This window comes from Variovorax multivorans (genome assembly GCF_051216835.1).
Taxonomy (GTDB): Bacteria; Pseudomonadota; Gammaproteobacteria; order Burkholderiales; family Burkholderiaceae_C; genus Variovorax.
On sequence record NZ_JBPJZL010000009.1, the window covers coordinates 300,264 to 324,463 of the forward strand.

General features: G+C 67.6%; 23 protein-coding genes, 1 other RNA gene and 2 pseudogenes. 14 read left to right on the top strand and 12 right to left on the bottom strand.

Going from position 1 to position 24,200, the window contains the following annotated elements; translation table 11 throughout:
* Window positions 1-19 precede the first annotated feature (19 nt).
* From ACSFCA_RS24615 to rnpB, 5 genes and pseudogenes are all read right to left on the bottom strand, one after another.
* Window positions 20-205 (bottom strand): annotated as a pseudogene (locus ACSFCA_RS24615) (DUF1656 domain-containing protein); the annotation flags it as partial.
* A pseudogene (locus ACSFCA_RS24620) lies at window positions 192-239 on the bottom strand (hypothetical protein); the annotation flags it as partial. The pseudogenes ACSFCA_RS24615 and ACSFCA_RS24620, both read right to left, overlap by 14 nt.
* A complete protein-coding gene (locus ACSFCA_RS24625) occupies window positions 223-2,334 on the bottom strand; it encodes an FUSC family protein (RefSeq protein WP_435461102.1) in 2,112 nt (703 codons plus the stop codon). The gene ACSFCA_RS24625 and the pseudogene ACSFCA_RS24620, both read right to left, overlap by 17 nt.
* A 6-nt stretch (window positions 2,335-2,340) precedes the next feature.
* Window positions 2,341-2,793: a MarR family winged helix-turn-helix transcriptional regulator gene (locus tag ACSFCA_RS24630; protein ID WP_435461138.1), complete on the bottom strand. Its 453-nt coding sequence runs from the start codon at window positions 2,791-2,793 to the stop codon at window positions 2,341-2,343.
* A gap of 171 nt (window positions 2,794-2,964) precedes the next feature.
* Window positions 2,965-3,293: RNase P RNA component class A (rnpB, locus tag ACSFCA_RS24635), an RNA gene on the bottom strand.
* Between the two features lie 100 nt (window positions 3,294-3,393).
* Here rnpB and cysK point away from each other — a divergent pair.
* From cysK to ACSFCA_RS24660, 5 genes are all read left to right on the top strand, one after another.
* On the top strand, window positions 3,394-4,314 hold the full coding sequence (cysK, locus tag ACSFCA_RS24640; RefSeq protein WP_093078546.1) for a cysteine synthase A: 921 nt from the start codon (window positions 3,394-3,396) through the stop codon (window positions 4,312-4,314).
* A 76-nt stretch (window positions 4,315-4,390) separates the two neighbouring features.
* Window positions 4,391-6,058, top strand: a complete 1,668-nt coding sequence (locus ACSFCA_RS24645; protein ID WP_093173146.1) for an NAD(P)/FAD-dependent oxidoreductase — start codon at window positions 4,391-4,393, stop codon at window positions 6,056-6,058.
* Window positions 6,058-6,615, top strand: coding sequence for a VUT family protein (locus tag ACSFCA_RS24650; RefSeq protein WP_435461103.1), 558 nt, complete (start codon window positions 6,058-6,060; stop codon window positions 6,613-6,615). The genes ACSFCA_RS24645 and ACSFCA_RS24650 overlap by 1 nt, the downstream gene beginning before the upstream one ends.
* 8 nt (window positions 6,616-6,623) lie before the next feature.
* A complete protein-coding gene (locus ACSFCA_RS24655) occupies window positions 6,624-7,247 on the top strand; it encodes a flavin reductase family protein (protein ID WP_307616416.1) in 624 nt (207 codons plus the stop codon).
* A gap of 65 nt (window positions 7,248-7,312) precedes the next feature.
* Entirely contained in the window at window positions 7,313-8,281 is a 969-nt protein-coding gene (locus tag ACSFCA_RS24660; RefSeq protein WP_435461104.1) for a ProQ/FinO family protein, read from the top strand.
* Window positions 8,282-8,362: 81 nt separating this feature from the next.
* Here ACSFCA_RS24660 and htpX read toward each other — a convergent pair whose 3' ends face one another.
* The 6 genes from htpX to ACSFCA_RS24690 form a co-directional block, all read right to left on the bottom strand.
* A complete protein-coding gene (gene htpX, locus ACSFCA_RS24665; RefSeq protein ID WP_435461105.1) occupies window positions 8,363-9,238 on the bottom strand; it encodes a protease HtpX in 876 nt (291 codons plus the stop codon).
* 150 nt (window positions 9,239-9,388) lie between these two features.
* Complete coding sequence (locus tag ACSFCA_RS24670; RefSeq protein ID WP_435461106.1) at window positions 9,389-10,141, bottom strand: DUF3025 domain-containing protein; 753 nt, start codon at window positions 10,139-10,141, stop codon at window positions 9,389-9,391.
* Window positions 10,138-10,959 (bottom strand): NYN domain-containing protein, encoded by an 822-nt coding sequence (locus ACSFCA_RS24675; RefSeq protein ID WP_435461107.1) that lies wholly within the window; start codon window positions 10,957-10,959, stop codon window positions 10,138-10,140. Before ACSFCA_RS24675 ends, ACSFCA_RS24670 begins: the two co-directional genes overlap by 4 nt.
* Window positions 10,960-10,988: 29 nt before the next feature.
* Entirely contained in the window at window positions 10,989-11,783 is a 795-nt protein-coding gene (locus ACSFCA_RS24680; RefSeq protein WP_435461108.1) for an NYN domain-containing protein, read from the bottom strand.
* The gene (pyrC, locus tag ACSFCA_RS24685; protein WP_435461109.1) at window positions 11,783-12,814 is read right to left on the bottom strand and encodes a dihydroorotase; all 1,032 of its coding nucleotides are present in this window, start codon (window positions 12,812-12,814) and stop codon (window positions 11,783-11,785) included. Before pyrC ends, ACSFCA_RS24680 begins: the two co-directional genes overlap by 1 nt.
* A gap of 45 nt (window positions 12,815-12,859) precedes the next feature.
* On the bottom strand, window positions 12,860-13,588 hold the full coding sequence (locus ACSFCA_RS24690) for a peptidoglycan-binding protein (RefSeq protein ID WP_435461110.1): 729 nt from the start codon (window positions 13,586-13,588) through the stop codon (window positions 12,860-12,862).
* 206 nt (window positions 13,589-13,794) lie between these two features.
* Between ACSFCA_RS24690 and ACSFCA_RS24695 the strand changes: the two genes are divergently transcribed.
* The 9 genes from ACSFCA_RS24695 to ACSFCA_RS24735 all read left to right on the top strand — a co-directional run bounded on the left by ACSFCA_RS24695 (window position 13,795) and on the right by ACSFCA_RS24735 (window position 23,606).
* The gene (locus tag ACSFCA_RS24695; RefSeq protein WP_435461111.1) at window positions 13,795-14,739 is read left to right on the top strand and encodes a LysR family transcriptional regulator; all 945 of its coding nucleotides are present in this window, start codon (window positions 13,795-13,797) and stop codon (window positions 14,737-14,739) included.
* A 55-nt stretch (window positions 14,740-14,794) separates the two neighbouring features.
* The gene (gene cnbZ, locus ACSFCA_RS24700; protein ID WP_435461112.1) at window positions 14,795-15,571 is read left to right on the top strand and encodes a 2-amino-5-chloromuconate deaminase CnbZ; all 777 of its coding nucleotides are present in this window, start codon (window positions 14,795-14,797) and stop codon (window positions 15,569-15,571) included.
* An 89-nt stretch (window positions 15,572-15,660) separates the two neighbouring features.
* A complete protein-coding gene (locus ACSFCA_RS24705) occupies window positions 15,661-17,322 on the top strand; it encodes an ABC transporter substrate-binding protein (RefSeq protein ID WP_435461113.1) in 1,662 nt (553 codons plus the stop codon).
* A gap of 41 nt (window positions 17,323-17,363) precedes the next feature.
* On the top strand, window positions 17,364-18,317 hold the full coding sequence (locus ACSFCA_RS24710) for an ABC transporter permease (protein WP_435461114.1): 954 nt from the start codon (window positions 17,364-17,366) through the stop codon (window positions 18,315-18,317).
* Window positions 18,318-18,323: 6 nt separating this feature from the next.
* The gene (locus ACSFCA_RS24715) at window positions 18,324-19,226 is read left to right on the top strand and encodes an ABC transporter permease (protein WP_435461115.1); all 903 of its coding nucleotides are present in this window, start codon (window positions 18,324-18,326) and stop codon (window positions 19,224-19,226) included.
* Between the two features lie 307 nt (window positions 19,227-19,533).
* Window positions 19,534-20,574, top strand: coding sequence for an ABC transporter ATP-binding protein (locus ACSFCA_RS24720; protein WP_435461116.1), 1,041 nt, complete (start codon window positions 19,534-19,536; stop codon window positions 20,572-20,574).
* Window positions 20,575-20,588: 14 nt separating this feature from the next.
* The gene (locus ACSFCA_RS24725; protein ID WP_435461139.1) at window positions 20,589-21,578 is read left to right on the top strand and encodes an ABC transporter ATP-binding protein; all 990 of its coding nucleotides are present in this window, start codon (window positions 20,589-20,591) and stop codon (window positions 21,576-21,578) included.
* 30 nt (window positions 21,579-21,608) lie between these two features.
* Window positions 21,609-22,787 carry an amidase gene (locus ACSFCA_RS24730; RefSeq protein ID WP_435461117.1) on the top strand — a complete coding sequence of 393 codons (1,179 nt, stop codon included), beginning with the start codon at window positions 21,609-21,611 and terminating at the stop codon, window positions 22,785-22,787.
* Window positions 22,788-22,856: 69 nt separating this feature from the next.
* Complete coding sequence (locus ACSFCA_RS24735; RefSeq protein WP_435461118.1) at window positions 22,857-23,606, top strand: DUF7003 family protein; 750 nt, start codon at window positions 22,857-22,859, stop codon at window positions 23,604-23,606.
* 19 nt (window positions 23,607-23,625) lie between these two features.
* Here ACSFCA_RS24735 and ACSFCA_RS24740 read toward each other — a convergent pair whose 3' ends face one another.
* The gene (locus tag ACSFCA_RS24740) at window positions 23,626-24,156 is read right to left on the bottom strand and encodes an ureidoglycolate lyase (RefSeq protein WP_435461119.1); all 531 of its coding nucleotides are present in this window, start codon (window positions 24,154-24,156) and stop codon (window positions 23,626-23,628) included.
* Window positions 24,157-24,200: the final 44 nt, after the last annotated feature.

Genomic DNA, 24,200 nt, shown 5'->3' on the forward strand with positions numbered 1-24,200 from the left:
GATCTCTTTGTCTATTTGTTTATTGGAGGTAGGAGGTGACGCGGCTCAGCGCGTAGAGCAGCAGCAGGTAGAGCGCCATGTCGAACAGCGCCGGATGCCACACCCAGCGGTACACGCCGGTGGCCGCGAGCAGGCGGCGCACGCCCCACAGCGCGAGCAGCGCGCCGAGGGCCAGCACCATGATCCAGGGCAGGTAGAGGCCGTAGAAACTGGCTTCGCCGATCATGCGGAAGCTCCTTGCTTGGACGCGCCCAACATCGGCGGCGCGTCGGGAAAAAGATTGCGGCGCAGGCCGACCAGTGCGGTGACGGCGGCGCGCGAAGTCGATGAAGCAGCGGTGTCGCGCGCTTCTAGCACTGCGTTCAGCGCCTCGTCGATCTGCGACAGCAGGCCCGGCGGACGCGGATTCATGCGGCCTTCCGAACGCTGGCGGAAGAAGCGCGAGATGCCGCCCAGCAGCGCGGCCGACGTGACCAGCGGCAGCTGGGCACGCACGCGCTGCAGCACGGCGATGTCGGCACCCATGCGCAGGTCGCGCAGCGCGTCGTTGGCCGCCACGCCTTCGACGGTGCCGCCGGCCTGCGCGATGCGCGGCGCGAGCAGGCCGATGCGGTCGAGCATGCGCACGGCATAGGCGTCGCTCTGCGCATACTGCGGTTGAGAAGACGCGGCCATCTCGCCGAGCTCGCGCCAGGTGGCGCGCTGGATGCGGCGCGCGCTCCAGTCGGCGCCCACCGAACGCACCAGGCGGGTGACGCGCGCCGCAACGACCACGCCGACGATCTGGCCGATCATGCTGTTGAGGAAGCTCACGAGATCGGAGCTGGCCGTGTCGTGCAGCGCGAGCGTGCCGGCCACGCCGAAAATCATCGCCATCGCGGGCATGAAATGCGTCGGGCGCGGCAGGTAGAGGCCCAGCAGCAGGAAGAGCGGCGCGCAGATCACCACGAGCATGCCGAAGTCCTGCACCGTGGGCATCAGCACTAGCACATAGAGCGCCGAGATCGGAATGGACAACAGCGTCCACTTCAGGAAGCCGTGAATCGCCGGCACGGGGTCGTCCATGGTGGCGAAGAAGCAGCAGAAGACGGCGGCCATCATGGTCGCGGCCGAGCCCATGGGCCAGCCAGTGACGATCCAGAACGCGCCGCACAGGCAGATGGCGATGACGGCGGCGAGCGCGGAAAGCAGCGCCATGCCGTAGTCGCGATGCAGCACGCGACTGCCGAGCGCTGCCGTGCGGCGCAACGGGGCGGCGCCCTTCAGGCCTTCGTCGATGTCGAGACGCAGCTGGGCGCAGGCGGTCCAGCCGTCGACGAGTTCTTCGAGGCGACCTGCGAGGCCGATGCGCAGGGCGCGGCCCCATGGAGTCTGTTGCTGCGCGTTCGCGGGCGTGACGCTCAGTGCGTCGATGGCGCGGCGCAGGGCTTGCAGGCGTTCGGCGCGGGTTGCTGCATCGCCGGTGGGTTCGGCTTCTTCGCGCAGCCACTGTGCGGCCTGCGAGAGCACGGCGGCCACATCGGGAGCCAGCCGGCCTTCGGCCTGCTCCAGCGCCTGCAGGCGGTCTTCGACGGCCGACAGGGCCGGAGTGAGCGCGGCAACGCGGTCTTGCATGGCGCGGATGGCGCCGGCGGTCCAGCGCAGGTGCGTGGTGTCGAAGGGCACGTGGGTGGAGAGCAGGCGCAGCTGCGTGATGTCGCCGGCGAGGCGGCGGCGGTCATCGTCGAGGCGCTTCGGGTCAGCGTTGCTGCTGCGGCCGGCGGGCTGCAGCAGGTCGCCGAGCCATTTGCGCGCGTCCTGCAGCGTGCGGTCGAGCAGGCCCAGCACGGTCGGCGCAAGCCCCGCGGGCAGCACGAGGCTGTGGACCAGCGTGGCGCAGAAGATGCCGAGGCCGATTTCTTCCACGCGCGCCACGGCGGTGTCGAACAGCGCGAGCGGCGTCTGCACCGAGGGAAAGCCGATCAGCGCCGCCGTGTAGCCCGCGAGCATGAACACATACGAACGCGGCGTGCGGTCGAACAGCGAGATGCACAGGCACAGCCCGACCCACAGCGCGAGCACCAGCGTGAGCAGCTCCGGCGCATTGGACAGCGCGGGCACCAGCAGCACGGTCGCGGTGCTGCCGATCAGCGTGCCGAAGAAGCGGTACACCGCCTTCGAACGCACGGCGCCAGCCAGTGGATGGGCAACGACGTAGGTGGTCATGAGCGCCCAGAACGGGCGCGGCAGGCCGGCGCGGCTGGCAAGGTACATCGCCAGCATGGCCGCGGCGAAGCTCTTGCCGGAAAAGAGAAGCTCCGCGCGGCTGAAGCGCGGCAGGCTGAACGCGGCCATCTGCTGCTACCTGCGCCCTTCCTGCGGCGGCGGGCTCTGCACGGAACGAACGCCCATGCGCTCCTCGAGCACGCCGAACACGTGCAGGCAGGCGGCGACGTCCTCGTCGGACACGCCGTCGAACAGCGACACCCGCATCAGCGTCAGCGCCGCCTCGATGGGCTCGCAGGCGGCCTTGCCGGCTTCGGTGAGATGCAGAGTCTTGGCGCGGCGGTCGGCCGGGTCTTCGCGGCGCTCTACAAGGCCGGCTTCCACCAGTTGGTCGACCGAGCGCACCAGCGACGGCCCCTCGATGCCCAGCGCCTCGGCCAGCACGCCCTGGCGCACCTCGCCGTTCATGCGCCCGAGCATCACGATCGGGTAGGCCAGCGTCTGCGACACGCCGACGTGCGCCACCGCCTTGTCCGCCGCGGCGCGATAACCGCGCTGCAGCACCGCCAGCGACGTGCCAAGCCGCATCAGCGCCTGTTCGCGCGTCGGTTGAGGGTTGGGTTGGTCACTCACGATAGCCGCCTATTAATTAGCATGCTATCGATTGTACGGGTAACTACCAATCCTTGCCAGCAGCAAGGCTGCCGCCCGCCTTCAGGGCCGAAGGCGCGAAAAAACGGAACGGGAGAAAGAAGAAAAGTGTGAAGCCCGCCGATAAGCCGGATTCTGTGCATCGAAGGCCTCTTGCGAAGCCTTCGACGTGACCGCCATTACTCTGGGCCGTCTGTCACCAGACGGCTCGATGCCACCTACCCGCCAGCTCAGCGGAACCACCTCAATACTGGCCTACTTGGTGTTGCTGCGCGCAGAGATTGCCCGTTTCACCCGAACTTAATCGGCTCGTCTCTGTTGCTCTGATCCTCACCTCACGGTGGAGAGTCGTTAACTCCTGCGCTGTCCTATGCAGTCCGGACGTTCCTCCAGTGCGCTCTTTCGAGACTTGCACCAGCGGCGGTCTGGCGTGCTTCACGGGGCGGATTATCGCCTCTACCCGAGCGCGCCTTCGGGCTGGTCTCACAATGCGCGCTGTTCGTCCGACAAACGCATCGATCCAAGGAGACTCCATCCATGAAGGCCCAGAACATCCTCGAGACCATCGGCAACACACCGCACATCCGCATCAACCGACTGTTCGGCAATGCGAAGCAGCAGGTGTGGATCAAGTCGGAGCGCGCCAACCCCGGCGGCTCGATCAAGGACCGCATCGCGCTGTCGATGGTGGAAGACGCCGAGAAGAGCGGCGCGCTCAAGCCCGGCGGCACCATCGTCGAGCCCACCTCGGGCAATACCGGCATCGGCCTTGCCATGGTGGCGGCCGTCAAGGGCTACAAGCTGATCCTGGTGATGCCCGACAGCATGTCCATCGAGCGCCGCCGCCTGATGCTGGCCTACGGCGCCTCATTCGACCTGACGCCGCGCGCCAACGGCATGAAGGGCTCCATCGCCCGCGCCGAGGAAATCGTGGCCGGCACGCCCGGCGCGTGGATGCCGCAGCAGTTCAACAACCCCGCCAACGTCGAAGTGCACGTGCGCACCACGGCAGAAGAAATCGCGGCCGACTTCCCCGATGGCATCGACGTGCTGATCACCGGCGTGGGCACGGGCGGCCACATCACGGGCGTGGCGCAGGTGCTGAAGAAGAAATGGCCGAAGCTGCAGGTGTTCGCGGTCGAGCCGGTGGCTTCGCCAGTCATTTCCGGCGGCGCGCCGGCGCCACACCCCATTCAGGGCATCGGCGCGGGCTTCATCCCGAAGAACCTCGACACCTCACTGCTCGACGGCGTGCTGCAAGTCGACGCCGAACCGGCGCGCGAAATGGCCCGCCGCTGCGCGCGCGAGGAAGGCATTCTGGTCGGCATCTCGTCGGGCGCCACGCTCGCGGCCATTGCGCAGAAGCTGCCCTCGCTGGCACCCGATGCGGTGGTGCTGGGCTTCAACTACGACACGGGCGAGCGGTACCTTTCGGTCGAAGGCTTCCTGCCCGCCTGATCCAGCTATAGCTTTCATAGCGCCCTCGGCGCGTAAAATGCGCGGCCTGCTTGATAAACACAAGCCCTACGCCGCCATGCTGAGAATCTCCGAACTCAAACTCCCGCTCGACCACGCGCCCGACGCGCTGGTCACCCTGATCGCCAGGACGCTCGACGTTCCGCTCGACGCGATCGCCTCCCACACCGTCTACAAACGCAGCTTTGACGCGCGCAAGGTCGAACTGCTCACGGTCTACATCTGCGACGTGCAGTTGGCCGACGCGAAGCTCGAAGCCGCCCTGCTCGCGAAGCACGCGGGCCACCCGCACATCCAGGCCGCGCCCGACATGCGCTACACGCCGCCGGCCAATGCGGCCGAAGGCACGGCACGGCCGGTGGTGATCGGCTTCGGCCCCTGCGGCATCTTCGCGGCGCTGATGCTCGCGAAGATGGGCTTCAAGCCCATCGTGCTCGAACGCGGCAAGACCGTGCGCCAGCGCACCCGCGACACCTGGGGCCTGTGGCGCAAGAGCGTGCTCAACCCCGAGTCGAACGTGCAGTTCGGCGAAGGCGGCGCCGGCACCTTTTCGGACGGCAAGCTCTACAGCCAGATCAAGGACCCGCGCTTCCTCGGCCGCAAGGTGATGGAAGAGTTCGTGAAGGCTGGCGCGCCGCCCGAAATTCTTTATGTCGCGCATCCGCACATCGGCACCTTCAAGCTGGTGAAGGTGGTCGAGAACATCCGCGAGCAGATCGTGGCGCTGGGCGGCGAGATCCGCTTCGAGCAGCGCGTGACCGACGTGCACATCGAAGACGGACACCTTCGCGGCCTCACCGTGCTCGACCAGACGACCGGCCAAAGCAGCGAGCTGCGCGCCGACCACGTCGTGATGGCGCTCGGCCACAGCTCGCGCGACACCTTCGAGATGCTGCACAAGCGCGGCGTGCACATCGAGGCCAAGCCCTTCTCCATCGGCTTCCGCGTGGAGCATCCGCAGGGCCTGATCGACCGCGCACGCTGGGGCCGCCATGCGGGCCACCCGCTGCTCGGTGCGGCCGACTACAAGCTGGTGCACCACGCGAGCAACGGCCGCTCGGTCTACAGCTTCTGCATGTGCCCAGGCGGCACCGTGGTCGCGGCCACCAGCGAGCCGGGCCGCGTAGTCACCAACGGCATGAGCCAGTACTCGCGCAACGAGCGCAACGCCAATGCGGGCATCGTGGTGGGCATCGACCCACGTGACTTCCCAGGATGGGAATCCAATTCCTCTGGCGATGCGCTCGCGGGCATCGCGCTGCAGCGCGAACTCGAAAGCAATGCCTTCGTGCTCGGCGGCGGCGACTACCGCGCGCCCGGCCAGCTGGTGGGCGACTTCATCGCCGGCAAGCCCTCTACGGCGCTCGGCAGCGTGACACCGTCGTACAAGCCGGGCGTGACGCCGACCGACCTGCACAAGGCTCTGCCCGCCTACGCCATCGAAGCCATGCGCGAGGCCTTTCCCGCCTTCGGCCGCAAGATCAAGGGCTTCGACACGCACGACGCGGTGCTCACCGGCGTCGAGACGCGCACCTCGTCGCCCATCCGCATCACGCGCGGCGACGACTTCCAGAGCCTCAACGTGCGCGGCCTCTACCCTGCCGGCGAAGGCGCGAGCTACGCGGGCGGCATCCTGTCGGCTGGTGTCGATGGCATCAAGGTGGCCGAGGCCGTGGCGCACGGCGTGCTGGCCGAGGCCGAACGCGAACGCACCGCGAGCGTCTGATGCAAGCCATGCACTTCGAGCGCCCCACCCTCGGCCAACTGACCGCCGCCACGCTCGCGATGGCAGCCGTGGTGCTGGCTTCCAACATCCTCGTGCAGTTCGCCATCAACGACTGGCTGACCTGGGGCGCCTTCACCTACCCGGTGGCGTACCTCGTGAGCGACCTCGTCAACCGGCGCTTCGGCCCGGGCATGGCGCGGCGCGTGGCATGGGTCGGCTTTGCGGTTGCCGTGGGCATCTCGCTGCTGCTCGCGCCGGTGCGCATCGCGGCCGCCTCGGGGCTGGCCTTCATTGCCTCCCAGCTGCTCGACATCGGCGTGTTCGACCGGCTGCGGCGCGGCCTCTGGTGGCGCGCGCCACTGGTGGCCACGGTGATCGCGGCGGTGCTCGACAGCATCGTGTTCTGGGGCATCGCCTTCGCGGGCACCGAAGGCCCGTGGTTCACGTGGGCGCTGGGTGACCTCGCCGTGAAGCTCGCCGTCGGCGTGCTGATGCTGCTGCCGTTCCGGCTGCTGATCGGCCGGCAGGCGGCGCAGGCTTCGGCCTTGGGCCACTGAGGACATCGATGGCGAACGACGACTTTCACTTCTACGAACCCGCCAAGGGCCACGGCCTGCCGCACGACCCGTTCAACGCGATGGTCGGGCCGCGCCCCATCGGCTGGATCTCGTCGCAGGACGCGAACGGCGTGCTCAACCTCGCGCCCTACAGCTTCTTCAACGCCTTCAACTACACGCCGCCCATCGTCGGCTTCGCCAGCATCGGCGCCAAGGACAGCCTGCACAACATCCGCCAGACGCGCGAGTTCGGCTGGAACCTGGCGACCCGGCCGCTGGCCGAGCAGATGAACCGCTCGTGCGCCGCCGTGCCGCCTGAGGTGAACGAGTTCGAGCTCGCCGGGCTCACGACCGCCGCCTCGCAAACCATCGCGGTGCCGCGCGTGGCCGAAAGCCCCGTGTCCTTCGAATGCAGGCTCACGCAGATCCTGCAGCTCGAGGGCGTGGACGGCACACCCGTGCAAACCTGGCTGATCCTCGGCGAAGTGGTGGGCGTGCACATTGCGCGCCACCTGCTGAAGGACGGCATCTACGACACCGCCGCGGCGCAGCCCATCCTGCGCGGCGGCGGACCGGCGGACTATTTCGAAGTCAGCCCCGACAATCTCTTCAGGATGTTCCGGCCGCGCTGAAGGCGCCAAACCGGACTTCATTTCTTTCCCTTTCATTCCATCGCGACCCTCGCCGCGCCCCCCGCATGACCGACGCTTCCACCGCCACCCCGAAGACGAACGCGCGCCCGCCCCGGCGTCAGCAACTGGACATGGCCGATCAGCTGAAGCAGCTGCAGGCCGGCCCCGATGCGGATTCGGGCACGAGCACCAGCGCGGAAACTCCCGCGCAGCAACCGCGCGAGCCCCGTGAACCTCGCCAGTCCCGCCCGCCCCGCCAGAACAACCAGGGCGGAGGCAACCAGCGCCCGCAGCGGCAGCAACAGCAGCCGCGCAAGCAGGGTGCGCAAGGCCAGGCACCGGCTCAACCGCAGCGCGCGCCGCGCAAGGTCAACCCGGTGCTCGAGCGCCTGTTCGAGCTGTACCCGCAGCTCTTCGGCGCGCGCTTCGTGCCGCTGAAGCTCGGCGTGTACGAGGAACTGCTCGCGCGCCACCCCGAAGACTTCAAGGCCGAAGACCTGAAGATCGCCATGGGCCAGCACGCGCGCTCCACGCGCTATCTGGAGGCCGTGGCCGCCGGTCTGGCGCGCCACGACCTCGACGGCAACGCGCTCGACCCGGTCGCGCCGGAGCACGTGCACCACGCCATCCTCGAGCTGCACCGCCGCCGCCTGCAGCGTGCCAACGGCGAAGACCTGCGCCCGCAGCTGGTCGCGCGCATCGCCAAGGCCGTCGAGGCCTCGGGCCTGGATCGCGAAGCCTATGCAGTGCTGGTGCGCTCGCGTGACGAGAACAACAACGCCGTGGTGGACGAGGCCCTGGCCGAACTCGCCCAGCAGGCCGCCAAGCGCGAGGCGCTGCTCCGCGCCTTCGAGGCCAGCGGACGCAGCGAGCAGGAGTTCGCCGACATGTACGGCATGAAGCATGGCGATGTGACGCGCACGCTGCAACGCGCACGCGCCGATCGCGAGGCACCTGCGGCGCCGGCTGCAACGACGCAGGCCGTCGAGGCGCCCGAAGCTCCTGAAGCGCCCGAAGCACCCGAAGCAGACTGAACACGCCGCACAAACAAAAAAGCCGCCACAGCAATGTGGCGGCTTTTTTCATGGTGCCGCGGACTTGCCGCGACCGACTGATCAGCGCTGCGCGTTCTGCAACGCCGCAATGCGCTCTTCGATCGGCGGGTGCGTGGCAAACAGCTTGCCGATGCTGCCGGTGATGCCCATGGCTTCCACGGCCTTCGGCAGTTCGCCGGCCGGCAGGCCACCGAGGCGCGCGAGCGCGTTGATCATTGGCTGCTTCTGGCCCATCAGCGCGGCCGCACCGGCGTCGGCGCGGAACTCGCGATGGCGCGAGAACCAGGCCACCACCATCGCGGCGGCGAAGCCGAGCACGATGTCCAGCACGATGGTGCTCACGTAGTAGCCGATGCCGGGGCCCGACGAACGGTCGTCGCCGCGGCGCAGGAAGCTGTCGACCGCGTAGCCGATCACGCGCGACAGGAACACGACGAAGGTGTTCATCACGCCCTGAATGAGCGTCATCGTGACCATGTCGCCGTTGGCGATGTGGGCCACCTCGTGGCCGATGACGGCCTCGACCTCTTCGCGCGTCATGCCCTGCAACAGGCCGGTGGACACCGCCACCAGCGACGAGTTCTTGAACGCGCCAGTCGCGAAGGCATTGGGCTCGCCTTCGAAGATGCCGACCTCGGGCATGCCGATGCCGGCCTTGTCTGCGAACTTGCGCACCGTGCCAACGATCCAGGCCTCGTCGGGCGACTGGGGGTTGTCGATCATGCGCAGGCCGGTGGTCCACTTGGCCATGGGCTTGCTGATGAGCAGCGAGATGATCGCGCCGCCGAAACCCATCACCAGCGCGAAGCCGAGCAGCGCCGTGAGGTTGAGCCCGTTGGCCGTGAGGAAGCGATTGACGCCCAGCAGGCTGGCGACCACGCCGAGCACCGCGACGACCATCACATTGGTCAAAACGAACAGAAGGATACGTTTCAAGTTGAATTCTCCGTGGGGAAACCTGCCACCCAGATGAGGGCCCCGAGGCTCTCTTCAAGCCGTGCGCGGCATGGAGGCCCTGGGTGTTGTAGTGCGTTCTGGGCGCTCCGGTCGGCGGCAGCCGGTAGAGCCATGATAGGAGCAAAAGTTCTATGCCCCCGGTATTCCCCGGCCCGGCAAGGGCCTGAAAACCTGCGGATCGGCATAGAACGCCGCTACCTCGTTGCCGCCCCACCAGCCGGGCACGCCGAGCACCGGCAGCGGCACGAAGGGCTTGCGTTCGAGCTGCCGCGCGTCGAGCGCCTGCGCCATGCGCGCGTCATCGAACGCAGCCGGGCCGGCCGCGTCGTGCGTCAGCAGCACATGCGCGGTGATGGGCTTGCGCGGCGTGACCAGCTTTTCGAGCAGCGCATGGCCGAAGAGCAGCAGGCGGGCTTCGCTCCACAGCCCGCGTTGCGTGACGAACAGCGTGTGCCAGTCGCGTGCGATCAGCGCCTGCCAGAGCGCCGGTGGCGCATCGAGCACCGCTCCGTTCTCGTCGAACAGCGTGAGCGCATCGCGCAGCGGGCCTCGCGCGGCTGCGACGCCGCTGCGCGCGATTTCGGTCGCCTGCAGTTCGTTGAGCCGACGTTTGGTCTGTGGAAAGGCGAGCCAGACGAGGCCGTTGAAAAGATCGTGCAGGTTGTCGCGCGTGGGGACCGTGCGGGTCTGGAAGATGTGGGCCTCGTAGGCCTGGCCTGCGGGCAGCGCGTCCTGATGCACGAAATCGGGCGCCTGCGCAGGCTTGACTGCCTGCAGGGCGGCGGCCACCCCGGCGTGCCGCGCGGCCTGCTCTACCGCGCCGCCGCTCGAACGATAGGGCGCCAGCCACGGCTGCGCCCAATCAACCGCCGGCAGGGTCAAGGCGCGGGCGCGCCCGTCCAGCGGATGCGGTCAGGGTGCTGCATCACCGCGAACTCCGACGTGAGCTTGTCGAAAAGCTTGAGCGAGCTGCCGTGCTTGCCGAGCAGGCCTGCCGTGCGCAGGGCCTTTGCCACGTCGTTGAGCGGCACGTCGTTGCCGCTGCGCAAGGCCGGTGCAGCCTGCAGGATGAATTCGGCCGCTTCGGAGATTTGCGGTTGTTGCTGCTGCGGTGGCGGCGCAGCCTTGGCAGCCTTCGCCGTCTTGCGGGCCGGCGTCTTGGCCGCGGCCTTCTTGGCAGCAGGCGCAGCCTTGGCCCGCGCGGTCTTCGCGGGCGCCGACTTGGCCGCAGCCGCCTTCTTCGCAGGCGCGGTGCGCACCGCGGGCTTCGTGCTCGCGTGGTGCGCGAGGTCCATGAAGGCGTCGTAGATGCCGACCGTCTCTTCGCCCGTCTTGCCCTGCTGGCCGATGCCGCAGACGCGGCAGCCCTTTTCGCGCAGTCGGATCACGAGCGGCGCGAAGTCGGAGTCGGAAGACACCAGCACCACCACGTCGGGCCGCTCGTTGATGGCGAGGTCGATGGCATCGACCGAAAGCGCGATGTCGGTGCTGTTCTTGCCCGCAGACAGGTTCACCATCGGCCGCACCGACAGCCGCTTGAACATCGCCTGCCGGTTCACCGCCATCTCGGCGTTGCAGTACGCGCGGCGCACGTGGATGGCGCCGTATTCATCCATCGTGCGCTGCACGGCCTGTTCGATCACATCGGCCGAGACGTTGTCGGCGTCGATCAGCAGCATCACACGAAGGTTATTGGTCATATTTCTCAATGGGAAGTTACCTGCCGAACTCAGCCCCGGTATCTGACGGTATTCGGTTGGCGCTCAGGCTTCAATTCAAACTGCGCGGGGTGGCGGCGAAACAGCAGCACTGGCTTTGCTTTCTCCGCGAGCACCCCGGCATCGCGCAACTTCTTCGCGATCAGGCTCAGATGCACGGGCTCCTTGCTCTTGAGCTCAGGGAGAATTGAAAGAATCTTCTTGATCGACGGCCCCGCAACAACAGTTGCATTGACCGGTGGCGCAACCACCGTCTTCGCCGCTGCCGCCGGCGGCTTGCTCACCGGCGCTGGCTCCTGCTCCGCTGTGGACAGAGCGCCTACCGCTAGCCGAATCTCGACGGGTTCCACTGCTTCCACCACGTCCAGCAACACTACATCGTCGTAGAAGCTGTCGGGGTTTGCGAATATCTTGTTAGCGAGGCTGTAGCAAAGAACCTTGCACCCCTTCTCTCGCAACCAGATGGCGAGCGGAACAAAATCCGCATCGCCCGAACAGATCGCAACGATGTCGATGTCGTTGGTGCACACCGCTTCTACGGCGTCGATCACCAGCGCACTATCGGTCGTCGTCTTGTCGACGATAAGGTTGGCTACAGGCCGAACGCCGTGCTTCCAAAGGACGGCATGGATGCTTTTGAGACTCTCAGGCCGGCCATAGGCACGCCTGTAAATCACGCGGTCGGCCATCGATCGCAATGCCAACAGAACATGGTCCAGCGCCGTGGCATCGTTCAAGTTGTCCGCATCGATAAACACGGCCATGTTTTTGGCCGTGGTACTCGTCGGCGTGCCAACCGCGCTCATTACATGAGCTTCCAGTTCATCGTTTCACCGCCGCGCAAGGGCTTGAGCGTGGCATCGCCGTAAGGCACGGTTTCCGGCACGGTCCAGCTTTCGCGCTTGAGCGTGATGGTGTCGGTGTGGCGCGGCAGTTCGTAGAAGTCGGGGCCGTGGAAGCTCGCGAAGCCTTCGAGCTTGTCGAGCGCGTTCACGCTGTCGAAGGCCTCGGCGTACAGCTCGATGGCCGTGAGCGCGGTGTAGCAGCCAGCGCAGCCCAGCGCATGCTCCTTCAGGTGCGCCGGGTGCGGTGCGCTGTCGGTGCCCAGGAAAAAGCGGTCGCTGCCGCTGGTGGCCGCCTCGACCAGCGCCACGCGGTGCGTCTCGCGCTTGAGCACGGGCAGGCAGTAGTAGTGCGGGCGAATGCCGCCGGTGAAGATGGCGTTGCGGTTGTACAGCAGGTGGTGCGCCGTGATGGTGGCTGCCGTGAAGCGGCCGGCGTCGCGCACGTAGTGGGCGCCTTCCTTCGTGGTCAGGTGCTCGAACACCACCTTCAGCTCGGGGAAGTCGCGGCGCAGCGGAATCATCACGCGGTCGACGAACACGGCTTCGCGGTCGAACAGGTCGATGGCGGGGTCGGTCACTTCGCCATGCACCAGCAGCAGCAGGCCGTGCTTCTGCATGGCCTCGAGCGTCTTGTAGGTCTTGCGGATGTCGGTCACGCCGGCATCGCTGTTGGTGGTGGCGCCGGCCGGGTAGAGCTTGAGCGCGCGCACGCCGGCTTCGGCTGCCAGCGCGATCTCTTCGGGCGGCAGCTTGTCGGTGAGGTAGAGCGACATCACGGGCTCGAAGGCCGTGCCTTCGGGCACGGCGGCGCGAATGCGGTCGCGGTAGGCCACGGCCTGTGCGGCGGTGGTCACGGGCGGGCGCAGGTTGGGCATGATCAGCGCGCGGCCGAACTGGCGCGCGCTGTGGGGAACGACGGCTTCGAGGGCGGCGCCATCGCGCACGTGCAGGTGCCAGTCGTCGGGGCGGGTGATCGTGAGGGTGTCTGTCATGGCGCTGGGATTGTCGCATCGCCCCCCTGGCGCCCTCCCGCCGGGCTACGGATGCGAGAACACGCGACAGGCGTTCCGGGGCACCTGCTGGCTCCACTTGACATGGTTGACCGAACTGCGCGCGCCCTTGCCCGGCGGCCAGGGGTCGAAGATTCGCAGCGTGGTGCCGCGCCCGCCGGGATCGTCGTCGCCGCGAATGCCCACGACGAGCACCATGTGGCCCGGGCGGCCGACACCGGCAGCATACCCCCTCGCACCCCATGGCAGATCGAACATCAGCGGCCCGTGCTGCAGCGCGGCACGCAACTGGCCGACCGACCAGGGCACCGGCGGGCGCACCGTCAGGCCGTGCGCGGACGCAAAGAGCGCATCGGCCGTCATGGCGTCGTCGGCATTCGCGAAGGTGCGCAGGCCGCCGTCGTCGCCGATCAGCTCGGTGGGCGTGCGCGCCACCACCGCCTGCACGTTGGAACGCGTGATCATGGCCGTGCAGGCGGCCCAGCACTGGCCGGGCGTGGGCTGCGGAATCAGCGCGACGGGATGCAGGATCGGCGCGTGGCACTCATTGCCGAACACCAGGTTCTGCGTGCAGGGGCCGGCCTCGCCGTCTTCGGCGAGCCAGTTCGCGGCCTGCAGGCGGCGCACCGCAATCCGGGTAATCGGGCCGTAGTCGCCGTCGAGCACGAGCCCGGGGTTCGGCTGGAGCTTCCGGTTCAATGCCTCCTGCAATCTGCGAACGTCGGCGCCACGTGCACCCTGCGTCAGTGTTGTCATCGGTTCTGTTCCCTTCGCCCACAGACTTTCGGTGCAATCGGTTGCATTGTCAAAAACGGGCTCCGCCGCGTCCATCGGTCGGACGGCATATACGGGATGGCGACCCCGCCTGCCCCGGGGCACGCCCGTTGCTTGACGTGCTGCGCCATTCGGCCGAAGGTTCGGCCGGCGCAGGCCTTGCGAGAACGAAAAAACAGGAAACCGCCATGCTGTCCACGGCAATGCTTTACTTTCGCGAGACCGCCAAGGCCGGCTCGCTGCGCCGCGCCGCGGAGCAACTGGGCGTGGCGCCGAGCGCCATCAGCCGCCAGATCGCCAAGCTCGAAGGCGAACTGCAGACCGCCCTGCTCGACCGCCGTGCCAACCGCACCACCCTCACGCCGGCCGGAGAGCTGGTGCTCGCACATGCCGACCAGGCGCTGCAGAACAGCGAGGCACTGCGCGGCGCGTTGCAGGAGCTGATCGGCCAGCCCGTTGGCACAGTGCGCGTCGGCAGCATCGAAGGCATGGTCAGCCACTTCCTTGCGAACAACCTGGCGCGCTTCCAGAAGCGGCATCCGCAGGTGAAGCTGCAGGCCTCGGTGGTGGGCTCGCGCGCGGTGCTCGAAGCGCTGCAGGAAGGCCGCATCGACATCGCGCTGGCCTTCAACCTGCCCGAGCGCCACGCCTTCCGCGAGCATGCGCGGCTGGAGCAGCCGCTGTGCGCCATCGTCGCGCCCACGCATGCGCTGGCGCGGCGGCGCAGCGTGTCGTTCCGCGAACTCGAAGGCCACCGCGTGGCACTGCCCGACCGCTCGTTCCAGATCCGCCACCTGGTCGACCGCATCGCATCGAAGACGCAGGTGTCGCTCGACCTGGTGATCGAGACCAGCACGCTCGACATGACCAAGGGCGTGGTGCGCAACAGCGACCTCATCACCTTCCTGCCGCGCTATGCGGCGCTGCACGAGGTGTCGAACGGCGACCTGTGCGCCGTGCCGCTGCAGGAGCGCGACTTTGCCGCCACCGCGACCAGCCTGCTCACGATGCCAGGGCAGCGCCAGTCGCCGGCATCGCGCGCGCTGCTCGAAATGCTGGCCACCAGCATGGGGCGCTACGGCTCCAACGCGGTGCCGCGTTCTGATTCCGGCAACACGCGCGTGCAGAAATGAGCCTTCCCGTCGGCCTCGTCGCTCCCTACATTGGGCGCTGACGAGGAAAGACGGCATGACAACCACAAGCACCGAAACCACTGCGTTCCCCGAGGGCGGCTACCGCTACGCGAAGGGCGTGTTCCAGTATTCCGCCGGCGTGGCGGCGCTGCCCGGCTTTGCCATCGAGCGGGTGCGCTTTCAGCAGGCCGTACCGCTGGCCGACGGCTTCGACGCCATCGCGGCGCATCTGCGCGCCATCGGCCGGCCGCTCACCGCGCTGTGCGCCTGCGAACTGCGCTCGCCCGCGCCGTTCTCCGAGCGCGGCTTTCACGACTTCAACCGCATCTATGCCGGCACGCTCGAGCGCTGGCAGTTGCTGCGCGGCGAACACAACCCGGTGGCGCGCACCAACGTGTGCCCGCGCGTCGGCGCACCGGCCACGCCGGCCTTCCAGGCCTTCTCGTACACCGTGCCGGCCGACGACGATGCCGGGCCGCCGAGCTTCGTGGTTTCGGGCGGCGGCGAAGCGCCCGACGGCCATGCCAGCTACCGCGAGGTGATGGTCCGCCTGGGCGACACCAGCCCCGACGGCCTGCGCGCCAAGCTCGGCTACGTGATGACTGAAATGGAACGCCGCCTCGCCGTGCTGGGCTTCGGCTGGCGCGATGCCGCGGCGGTGCAGGCCTACACGGTGCATGACATCGGCGCGCTGGTGTTCGACGAAATCGTGCAGCGCGGCGCACTCACCACCGGCCTGACCTGGCACCTTGCGCGGCCGCCGATCGTGGACATGGAAGTCGAGATGGACCTGCGCTGCGCGAGGCGCGAGATCGCGCTGTCATGGCCCTAGGCCAGGCAGGGACTGATCGCCTGCTGGCACATGTCGTGCTTGAGAGTTTCCTTTCGTCCTTTTCGCCATTCCACCCAACGGAGTTCCATGTGAAGCGTGCTGCCCCTGCCCTGTTCCTGAAGCCCCTGGCCGCCTGCGCGGCGCTCGCCATCCTGGCCCTGGCCGCGCCCCACGCGATGGCCCAGGAAAAGACGCTGCGCATCGCCATGACGGCAGCCGACATTCCGCGCACGCTGGGCCAGCCCGACCAGGGCTTCGAGGGCAACCGCTTCACCGGCATTCCGATCTACGACTCGCTCACACAGTGGGATCTGTCGAAGGCCGACGCACCGAGCGTGCTGATTCCCGGCCTCGCCACTTCGTGGGCGGTGGACGCCAAGGACAAGACCAAGTGGGTCTTCAAGCTGCGCCCCGGCGTCAAGTTCCACGACGGCTCGGCCTTCACCGCCGACGCCGTGGTGTGGAACGTGCAGAAGGTGCTCGACAAGGAAGCCGTGCAGTTCGACCCCAGCCAGGTCGGCGTGACGGCTTCGCGCATGCCCACGCTCAAGTCGGCGCGCAAGATCGACGACATGACGGTCGAGCTCACCACCAGCGAGCCCGACGCCTTCCTGCCGATCAACCTCACGAACCTGTTCATGGCCTCGCCCGCGCACTGGCAGAAGAAGTTCGACGCAGCTGCCGGCGCCACGCCCGCCGACAAGGCCAAGGCCGCCTGGACAGCCTTCGCCGCCGACCCCGCCGGCTCGGGCCCGTTCAAGGTCACGCGCTTCGTGGCACGCGAGCGCCTTGAGCTGGCCGCCAACAAGGGCTACTGGGACGCCAGGCGCGTGCCGAAGATCGACAAGGTCGTGATGCTGCCGATGCCTGAGGCCAATGCGCGCACCGCCGCTCTGCTGGGCGGCCAGGTCGACTGGATCGAGGCGCCCGCGCCCGACGCCATGGCGCAGATCACGCAGCGCGGCTTCAAGATCTATTCGAACGCGCAGCCGCACGTGTGGCCGTGGCAGCTCTCGTTCGCCGAAGGCTCGCCCTGGCTCGACAAGCGCGTGCGCCAGGCGGCCAACCTGTGCATCGACCGCGGCGGCATGAAACAACTGCTGGGCGGGATGATGGCCGAGCCCAAGGGCACGGTGCCGCCGGGCCACCCGTGGTTCGGCAAGCCCACCTTCGACATCAAATACGACGTGAAAGCCGCGCAGGCGCTGATGACGCAGGCCGGCTACTCGGCCGCCAAGCCGATCAAGGTGAAGGTGCAGCTCTCGGCCTCGGGCTCGGGCCAGATGCAGCCGCTGCCGATGAACGAGTTCGCGCAGCAGTCGCTCAAGCAGTGCTACTTCGACGTGCAGTTCGACGTGATCGAATGGAACACGCTGTTCACCAACTGGCGCAAGGGCGCGAAGGACCCGTCGGCCAACGGCGCCAATGCGGTCAACATCAGCTTCGCGGCCATGGACCCGTTCTTCGCGATGGTGCGCTTCGTGAGCACCAAGGCCTTCCCGCCGGTGTCGAACAACTGGGGCTACTACGGCAACCCCGAGGTCGACAAGCTGGTGGCCGATGCGCGCACCAGCTTCGACGACAAGGCGCGCGACGCCGCGCTCGCCAAGCTGCACACGCACATCGTGGACGACGCGCCCTTCGTGTGGATCGCGCACGACGTCGGTCCGCGCGCAATGTCGGCCAGGGTCAAGAACGTGGTGCAGCCCAAGAGCTGGTTCATCGACATCGCCACGATGACGATGGACTGACCGCCTTCTTCCAGCCAGCCCATCAGCCAGCTATCCAGCCAATGTTCGCCTACCTCCTGCGCCGCGTGATCTACGCCGTGCCGATCATGATCGGCGTGGCCCTCGTGTGCTTCCTGCTCGTGCACATCGCGCCGGGCGATCCGCTGGTGTCGATATTGCCGCCCGACGCCTCCGCCGAACTGCAGGCGCAACTGCGCGAGCTCTACGGCTTCAACCGTTCGCTGCCCGAGCAGTTCGCGATGTGGCTGTGGCGCGCGATGCACGGCGACCTGGGCGTGTCCATTGCCAGCAACCGCGCGGTGGCCGGCGAGGTGTTCACCGCCGTGGGCAACACGCTGCGGCTCGCGGTGGTGGCAACCTTCATCGGCTTCGTGCTGGGCTGCCTGTTCGGCTTTGTGGCGGGCTACTTCCGCAACTCGTGGATCGACCGCCTGGCCTCGATGTTCTCGGTGCTGGGCGTGAGCGTGCCGCACTACTGGCTGGGCATGGTGATGGTGATCGTGTTCTCGTCGCAGCTCATGTGGCTGCCGGCCACCGGCGCGGGCCCCAGCGGCTCCGACGACTGGGCCTGGAACTGGGAGCACCTGCAGTTCTTGTTGCTGCCGGCGCTCACGATGTCGGTGATTCCGATGGGCATCATCGCGCGCACGGTGCGCGCACTGGTGGCCGACATCCTCGACCAGGAGTTCATCGTCGGCCTGCGCGCCAAGGGGCTCACGCACCTCGGCGTGTTCCGCCACATGGTGAAGAACGCGGCGCCCACGGCGCTGGCGGTGATGGGCCTGCAGCTGGGCTATCTGCTCGGCGGCTCGATCCTCATCGAGACCGTGTTCTCGTGGCCGGGCACCGGCTTCTTGCTGAACTCGGCCATCTTCCAGCGCGACCTGCCGCTGCTGCAGGGAACGATCCTTGTGCTGGCGCTGTTCTTCGTTGTGCTCAACCTGCTGGTCGACGTGCTGCAGACCCTGCTCGACCCACGCATTGCCCGGGCCTGAAAGACCATGTCCTCCGTGCTCGCCCCCTCCTCCATCGCCGCGGCCGTCGAGCCGCTGCCGGCCCAGCGCTCGCGCGGCTACTGGGCCTCGGTCTGGCTGCGCTTCCGGCGCGATCCGGTCGCCGTCGGTGCGGCCATCGTCGTGCTGCTGCTGATCGCGCTCGCGGTCTTCGGCCCCTGGCTCGCGCCGGCCGACCCGTACCAGGCGTCGATGCTCAAGCGGCTCAAGCCCATCGGCACCGAGGGCCTGCCCTTCGGCAGCGACGAACTGGGCCGCGACATGCTCTCGCGCCTCATCGTCGGCGCGCGGCTGTCGCTGTTCATCGGCATCACGCCGGTGCTGTGCGCCTTCGTGCTGGGCACGATCATCGGCATCGTCGCAGGCTACGCGGGCGGGCTGACCAACACGCTGATCATGCGCACCATCGACGTGTTCTATGCCTTCCCCTCGGTGCTGCTGGCCATCGCGCTGTCGGGCACGCTGGGTGCGGGGGTGGTCAATTCGCTGATCTCGCTGACCATCGTGTTCATTCCGCAGATAGCGCGCGTGGCCGAGAGCGTGACCACGCAGGTGCGCACCCGCGACTATGTGGAAGCAGCGCGCGCTTCGGGCGCCAGCCCCTTCACCATCGTGCGGGTGCATGTGCTGGGCAATGTGCTCGGACCGATCTTCGTGTACGCCACCAGCCTGATCGCGGTGTCGATGATCCTGGCTTCGGGCCTGTCGTTTCTTGGCCTCGGCGTGAAGCCGCCGGAGCCCGAGTGGGGGTTGATGCTCAACACGCTGCGCACTGCCATCTATGTGCAGCCATGGGTTGCGGCGCTGCCGGGCGCGATGATCTTCATCACTTCGATCTCTTTCAACATCTTGTCCGACGGGCTTCGGTCTGCCATGGACAACAAGGGGTGAGCATGGGAACTCGTGTTTCGATGCAATGCGGTTCAGGGCGCGATCACGCCGACGGCGTGCTCTGCTCCGCGAATGTCCCCCGGCCTGCGGCCTCCTCCTTTATTTCGCTGCGCAGAGCACACCATCGACGTGATCGATGGACGGAGCAGTCGATCGGCCGGCATAAGTGCTGCGCCCATGTGCGAATGGCATCGGGTGCTCCCCGCAGCGAAATAAAGGAGGAGCCGAAGGCGGGGGACATTCGCGGAGGGGAGCACCCGGTGTCATTCGCACGCACCCCGAACGCAGTGGACAGGAGCTAACAAAAATGGACGCACTCAAGGACATCGGCGGCCCAGCCCAACCGCTCCTGACAATCAAGGGCCTGGTCAAGCACTTCCCCCTGAAGAAAGACCCACTGGGCCGCGGTGGCGGCGTAGTGCGCGCAGTCGACGGCGTCGACTTCGAAGTGCTCAAGGGCGAAACACTCGGTGTGGTCGGCGAGTCCGGCTGCGGCAAGTCGACCACCGCGCGCCTGCTGATGCAATTGATCGAACCCACACGCGGCGAAGTTGTGTTCGACGGCCGCGAAGTCGGCAGCCGCGACCTGCCGCTGAAAGAGTTTCGCCGCCAGGTGCAGATGGTGTTCCAGGACAGCTATGCCTCACTGAACCCGCGCCTCACCATCGAAGACTCGATCGCCTTCGGTCCGCAGGTGCACGGCGTATCGCGACGCGAATCGGTGGAACGGGCGCGCGACCTGCTGGCTCGCGTGGGACTGTCGCCGCAACGCTTTGCCGAACGCTACCCGCATGAGCTCTCGGGCGGCCAGCGGCAGCGCGTGAACATCGCGCGGGCACTGGCACTGCAGCCGCGCATGGTGATCCTCGACGAAGCCGTCTCCGCGCTCGACAAATCGGTGGAAGCACAGGTCATCAACCTGCTGCTCGACCTGAAGACCGAGTTCGGCTTGACCTACGTGTTCATCAGCCACGACCTCAACGTGGTGCGCTACGTGAGCGACCGCGTCATGGTGATGTACCTCGGCCAGGTGGCAGAGATCGGCCCGGCCGATGCGCTGTACGACGCGCCCGCGCACCCCTACACGCGTGCGCTGCTGTCCTCCATGCCGTCGATGGACCCTGACCACCGCACCGAAGAAGCCGCGCTCGCGGGCGATCCGCCGAACCCCATCAACCCGCCCTCGGGCTGCCGCTTTCATCCGCGCTGCGCACTGGCCGCGCCGGTGTGCGCCAAGGTCGTGCCCGAGCGCATCGTCACCGGTTCGCAGCATGCGGTGAGCTGCCTGATCCACGAGGCGGGCAGCGGGCATCCGATGGCCATCGAAACCCCGAGGCAAGCAGCATGAGCAACAACGAGCCGATGGTCCGCCTGCGCGACCTCAGCGTTACCTTCAGCGGTGGCCGCAAGCCGGTGCACGCCGTCAGCGGTGTGAGCCTCGAAGTGCAGCGCGGCGAGGTCGTCGCGCTGATCGGTGAATCGGGCTCGGGCAAGAGCGTGACCATGCGCACCCTGCTGCGCCTGCACCCCGAGCGCCGCACCCGCATGGGTGGCACGGTGCAGGTGGCCGGCCGCGACGTGCTCGCAATGTCGCAGCGCGAGCTGGCCGACTTTCGCGGCAAGGTCGCGTCGATGATTTTCCAGGAGCCGCTGCTGGCGCTCGACCCGGTGTATTCGGTGGGTGCGCAGATCGTCGAGTCGATCCGCCGGCACGAATCCGTCTCACAGGCCGAGGCGCAACAACGTGCGCTGGCGCTGTTCGAGCGCGTGCGCATTCCGAGCCCCGAACGGCGCCTGCAGGCCTACCCGCACGAAATGTCGGGCGGCATGCGCCAGCGCGCCATGATCGCGCTCGCACTCGCCTGCAAGCCCCAGCTGCTGCTGGCCGACGAGCCCACCACCGCGCTCGACGCCACGGTGCAGATCCAGATCCTGCTGCTGCTGCGCGAGCTGCAGCGCGACCTGGGGCTGTCGGTGATCTTCGTCACGCACGACATCGGCGCCGCCGTCGAGGTGGCCGACCGCATCGCCGTGATGTATGCGGGCCGCATCGTCGAGGAAGGCACTGCGCGCGAGCTGATCCGCTCGCCGCGCCACCCGTACACGATTGCGCTGCTCAAGAGCCGCGCGCATGGTGCGCTGGCACGCGGCACGCGGCTCGAAACCATCGGCGGCGCGCCGCCCGACCTGTCCGCATTGCCGCCCGGCTGCGCCTTTGCCGAACGCTGTGCGCTCGCGAGCGACGCCTGTCGCGCCGCGCAACCACCGGTGGTCGAGCTTGCGCCAAACCACCGCGTGCGCTGCATCCACACCGATGCGGCAGCGGCCATTGCGCCGATGCTCGTCGCCTGACAGACAACCTCTTCAACATCTTTCATCGCCATGCCTCTGCACGACCCCGCCCACGCCTTCGTTCCGTACCCCGATGCGCCGGTGCCGCGCGCCACGACCGGTCCGCTGGCCGACCTGAGCTTTGCCGCGAAAGACCTGTTCGATGTGGCCGGCTACCCCACGGGCGGCGGCAACCCCATCGTGCTGGCGATGTCGGGCATCAAGACCCGCACCGCACCCACCGTGCAGAAGCTGCTCGATGCCGGCGCGCGCTTTGCCGGCAAGACCGTGACCGATGAACTCGCGTTCTCGATGAACGGCAACAACGCGCACTTCGGCGCGCCTATCAACGGTGGCGCACCCACACGCATTACCGGCGGCTCGTCGTCGGGCTCGGCCTCGGCCGTGTCGTCGAACCTGTGCGACTTCGCGCTGGGCACCGACACCGGCGGCTCGGTGCGCGCGCCGGCCAACCACTGCGGCCTGTACGGCCTGCGCCCCACCCACGGCCGCGTGAGCCTCGAAGGCGCGCTCGACCTCGCACCCAGCTTCGACACCTGCGGCTGGTTCGCGCGAGACATCGGCACCTTCGCGCGCGTGGCCGATGTGCTGCTGGGCACCGATGCCACGCCGCTGCCCGAACGCGTGCGGCTGTTGCGGCCCGACGATGTCTGGGCGCTGGCCGTGCCCGCCGCAATCGAGGCGCTGAAGGGCGCGGCCGACCGCGTGCAGGGCCTGCTCGGTGCCGCCAAGGGCACCACTGTGGCGCTGGAATCCTTCGACACGATGTACTGGAACTTCCGCTACCTGCAGTCACGCGAGGCCTGGCTCACCGACGGCCCTCTGATCGAACGCTACGCACCGCCGCTGGGCCCGGGCGTGGCCGAACGCTTTGCGTGGTCGCGCGAAGTGACCGATGCACAGGTTGCAGCGGGCCGCACCTTCCGCACCGCGTTTCGCGAGCACCTGGCCGCGCTGCTTGGCACCGACGGCGTGCTGCTGATGCCGACCATGCCCGACATCGCACCGCTGCGCAGCGACAGCGAAGCCGCGCTGGAGGACTACCGCAACCGCGCGATCCGCATGCTGTGCATCGCGGGCCTGGCGGGCTTTCCGCAGCTGTCGATGCCGCTGGCCTCGCGCGACGGTGCGCCGCTGGGCATCTCGCTGCTCGGGCCGGCGGGGTCGGACCGATCGCTGGTTGCGCTGGCGCAGCGCCTCGCTGGCTGAGGCCGGGGCGGCATCTTTCGGCCACCGTTAAAGTCGCTCCGAAAGCCCACCTCGGGCTCGGGAGCATCCATGCTGAGCTGGCAAGAAGCCGACATCCTTTCCGTCCTCGACCAGTGTTGCGAGAACTATGTGTTCCCGATGCTGGACAACGGCTATGTCTATCTCGCGGCCACGCGCATGTCGCTGTACCGGTCGCCGCACGATTGGGCCATGGTCATCGAAGTGTTCGGCTTCTCGCCAAGGTCAGGTATTCCCGACACACACGTGCACACCTTCGCCAGCCGGCTGCACGACCGCGCCCCGGGGACGAACTACGTCAACCGAGAGGCCTACGACAACTATCTTGCGCACAACCCGCACAACGAATCACGCTTCGTCTACCCCATCGAGGAAGGCGGATGGCAGGATGCCGAGAACCTCGAATGGGTTGCCGCCGGTGACAGGCACGAATTGACCCTGCGAGGCCAGACGATTCCAACGCCATCTCTGGCGGATTGCCGCGCCCACCGAATCGTCCCGCTGGACGAGGGTCGGCTCCACACCTTCGAACTCTGCCGCATCCTCGCAGCCACCCACCGCGACGACGTGCTGGCCACCGCAGCGGAGCGCCGCGCCAACGTGCTGCCGGAGATGGCTCAGATCCTGCAGCTCGAAGAATGGCATCACCCCGATGTCGTCGATGCACAGCACCGGCCCAGCAACTCGGCAACTTTCCAGCGGCTGGTCAGGACGCTGGTGACCGGCGACACCGCGCACTACGAGCCCACGCTCAATCCGAACACCCATTGGATCAACTGGCCAGAAGGTGGCACCCTCTAGCCAACTTCTGCGTCGTCGCCTAACCAGGCAGGCTCGCCAGTTGCACGCTGCCGCTCTGCCGAAGAAAGCAGACGTCGCAATCGACGCCGCCTCCCGCGCGCTCGATCACCACGAAGTCGCCCGCATCCACCGCCAGCAGCGCGTGATGCCAGGTTCCGGGCGCGAGCACCACGCCCTGGCGCCCGTCGGTGACGAAAGCCGCGAGTTGCTGTGCCGAGGTGGGCGCCTCGCCCGCGCGGGCGACCACGATCACGAAGCGCCTGTCGCCCAGCGGCACGAAGGTCTGGCTGCCGAGCGCGTGGCGCTCCATCTCCGACACCTCGTGCGGAAAGCGCCGCGCCTGCGCGCGGAACAGCGCGAGCATCGGCCGGCCGCCTTCGGCGTCTAGCCGCAGGTCGTCGAGCAGGTCGAAGCGCTGTGCATTGCCTCCGTTGATGGGCCGGCCCTCGCCAGTGGGTGCCTCGATCACGGTGCCATACGGGGCAAAGGCATGGGAAGTCAGCGGCTGCGCGACGAGCAACGCTGCGCTGGCGGGAGAAAAATCGTTCATGCCGCAATTGCAGCAGAAAGCATGCCTTCCGCCACGCGAGGGAT